Source organism: Muribaculum sp. (genome assembly GCF_029051885.1).
GTDB lineage: Bacteria > Bacteroidota > Bacteroidia > Bacteroidales > Muribaculaceae > Muribaculum.
In genome coordinates, this window is sequence record NZ_JAIDKI010000242.1 from 1 (window position 1) to 3,348 (window position 3,348).

Below are 3,348 nucleotides of genomic sequence, written 5' to 3' on the forward strand. Positions count from 1 at the left end.
TCCCTCATCACAAGCGAAAATATGCTCGACGATTGACCGCCCTGACGGTAACATTTATTATTAAACAAGCTCTTAAATTCATATCACTTTGTTTTTGAGGAGTCTGTCAGTGTCTTTATGTTTGCTCTTCAGTCACGTAGCTACGGCTACGCTCGTTCATCGCAAACAAAAATACATCTGACATTCTCTCTCAAAATCTGTATCATATAAATTTAAACAGTTTCTTAGATAGCGTTTAAATTTGGCAGATACTTTCAGCTAAATCCAACAGACTCTATTTAAAATTGTTCTACAATAAAATGACCACTAAAGAGCGGTCGGCGTTCGAGATGTTTTTTCATAACACCGTGGGAGTGTGGCTATCGTCATCACCCTGTTGGTTATAAAAAATGCCGGATGGATGCCAACACGAGGTATTTTTTTTGTCGGAACAGTTAAGTACCGCAATATTAATCACGGAAGGCGGAAGGTTAGCTCTCCATTGGATATTTTGAGCATCTTTCACTCGTTGTATCAATCGCGCACATCCGGTACGCTCATGATACAGCAGACCGAAAGCAGGCTCAAGACATGCAACACCGATGTTAACATCTGTCGCTTAGCCGTATTTTAACATAAAGACATGAGCAACTTCAAACGTAACATAATAGTCACCGGTGGCGCCGGATTCATAGGAAGCCATGTAGTGCGCCTCTTTGTCAACAAGTATCCCGACTACCGCATAATCAATGTCGACGCCCTTACATATGCCGGCAATCTCGCCAATCTGAAAGATATAGAGAATGCCCCCAACTATCTATTTGTAAAAGCCGACATATGCGACTTCGACAGGATGCTCTCGCTTGTGCGTGAATACAATGTTGACGGCATAATCCATCTTGCAGCCGAGAGCCATGTCGACCGCTCTATAAAAGACCCGTTCACCTTTGCCCGCACCAATGTGATGGGAACTCTCTCGCTTCTGCAAGCCGCCAAAATCGCCTGGGAAGAGCGTCCTGAGGGGTATGACGGCAAGATATTCTATCATATATCGACCGATGAAGTATACGGAGCGCTTGAGCTTTCACATCCTGAGGGACTTCCGTCGCCGTTTACTACCACCGCCTCGTCGTCGACCAACCATCATGCCTACGGCGAGGAATTCTTCCTTGAGACTACAAAGTACAATCCCCACTCGCCATATTCAGCCTCAAAGGCATCGAGCGACCACTTCGTGCGCTCGTACCATGACACATACGGCATGCCGGTCGTTATCACCAACTGCTCCAACAACTACGGCCCGTACCAGTTCCCCGAAAAACTGATACCTCTGTTTATCAACAATATCCGCCACCGCAAGCCTTTGCCTGTATATGGACAGGGACTCAATGTGCGCGACTGGCTTTTCGTCGAGGACCACGCCCGTGCCATCGATCTCATATTCCACAAGGGACGTATTGCCGACACTTACAACATCGGCGGATTTAACGAGTGGCGCAACATTGATATCGTGAAAGTACTCATACGTACCGTAGACCGTATGCTCGGAAATCCCGAAGGATATTCCGACAGTCTGATTACGTATGTCACTGACCGTGCCGGCCACGATTTGCGCTATGCCATCGATTCACGAAAGCTACAGCGCGAACTGGGATGGGAGCCCACACTCCAGTTTGAAGAGGGAATAGAGCGCACCGTGCGTTGGTATCTCGACAATCAGGAGTGGCTCGATTCAGTGACCTCAGGCGACTACCAGAGCTACTACGAGCAGATGTACTCCAACCGCTGACATACCGGCCCTTACATAATCATAGGCATGGCATTGCAATACGATGTCATGCCTTTTCTGTTATAAAAATCATCTATTTCAGATATTTGGGGTATCGCGGAAATATGGTAAATTTGCGGTATGGTACAACAGGTAGAGTTTACACTGCGCGCATATCCGCGCGGAATACATCTGATTACAAGGGAGATACTTGACAAATTGCCCCAACTCCCGGAGACAGGCATAATAAATCTGCTGATAAAGCACACATCGGCCGCACTCGCGCTCAATGAGAATGCCGACCCCGATGTGCGCAGCGATTTGCGTGCGATTTTCGACCGCATGGTGCCGGAGAACGCGCCATATTATCTGCATACCGACGAGGGGCCAGACGACATGCCATCACATGCCAAATCGGTTATTGTCGGCTCGACGCTTACACTCCCCGTTACAAAGGGGCGTCTCAACCTCGGCATATGGCAGGGGATTTATCTGTGTGAATTTCGCGACTATGGTGGTCCGCGCTCTATCGTCGCAACAGTCATCGCCTGACCGCGCAGCACAATATATTGTGGAGTAAATTACCATTGACCGCCCTGACGGTAACATTTATTATTAAACAAGCTCTTAATTGTGTGCTGATGCATAAAATTACCTTATCATCGCATCTCTCCGGCGCTTTTTGCCTTGTTCTTCTGTCACGTAGCTACGGCTACGCTCCATCATCACAAGACAAAAATCACTCAGAGATATGCGACCCCAGCGTTAACAAATATTGGGGAACGGGGTCTTAAACAGTTTCTTAGCTAAGTCTGTTATATGTCGGACAAAATCAGATTTAGCATCGGTATAGCCGTCACGGTTGTTTCTGTATTTCGGCAGGAGGCTTAGCTTCAGTTTTTCGTATTCCATGGCTACTTCAGGATGTGCCAGCAGATAGTCTCGAAAATAGATTTCGTCATTATCGCCGATAGCATGAAAATGAATATGGAACACTCGCCCGGCATATCCCACGGGAGTGTAGCCTTTGTTAAAACTCATGCGGATGTCTGAAGTAGACATACTTATATATCCGGCGGCTTCCATCACAGCCTTGATACGTTGCCAGTCGATATCGGGATTGATTTCGATAAGAATATCAATTATCGGCTTAGCCTGGATGCCATGAATCGCCGTACTGCCGATATGGTTGATAATCGGAGAGTATTCCGAGAGCAATGCATCGAGATTATCGATTTCTTCTTTAGCCCAATCAGTCCATTGCGACTGGTGCGGAGTCAATACTATTGGAAACAGTTGCCAAAGTTCCTCCAAGGTCATGTCTTTAAGTTCCTTCATATCTGATATGGCCGTTACATTCATTTCAACTATCATTATGCTAAGTAAGTCGTAAAAATTATTTTACATTCCCGGCGAAAGGATTTTTGATTGATTTTTCCTCAAGGAGTAAGGAGTGCAGCGAGCTACATGACTGACTACGAGAGGGGAAAAGCAACAAAAAGACTCCGTCTGAAATATAAGAGTTTGTTTAATAATAAATGTTACCGTCAGGGCGGTCAATCGTCGAGCAGATTTTCGCTTGTGATGAGGGAGTTATGGGG

Annotated in this window: 3 protein-coding genes; 2 read left to right on the plus strand and 1 reads right to left on the minus strand. The window is 46.3% G+C overall.

The window, feature by feature from the left end; genetic code table 11:
- The first annotated feature begins 622 nt into the window (after window positions 1-622).
- Together rfbB and K2I50_RS09980 are read left to right on the plus strand one after the other, a co-directional pair.
- Window positions 623-1,768: a dTDP-glucose 4,6-dehydratase gene (rfbB, locus tag K2I50_RS09975; RefSeq protein WP_301026181.1), complete on the plus strand. Its 1,146-nt coding sequence runs from the start codon at window positions 623-625 to the stop codon at window positions 1,766-1,768.
- A 120-nt stretch (window positions 1,769-1,888) separates the two neighbouring features.
- Complete coding sequence (locus K2I50_RS09980) at window positions 1,889-2,299, plus strand: secondary thiamine-phosphate synthase enzyme YjbQ (RefSeq protein ID WP_301026183.1); 411 nt, start codon at window positions 1,889-1,891, stop codon at window positions 2,297-2,299.
- 213 nt (window positions 2,300-2,512) lie between these two features.
- Here K2I50_RS09980 and K2I50_RS09985 read toward each other — a convergent pair whose 3' ends face one another.
- On the minus strand, window positions 2,513-3,085 hold the full coding sequence (locus K2I50_RS09985) for a GrpB family protein (RefSeq protein ID WP_301026184.1): 573 nt from the start codon (window positions 3,083-3,085) through the stop codon (window positions 2,513-2,515).
- Window positions 3,086-3,348: the final 263 nt, after the last annotated feature.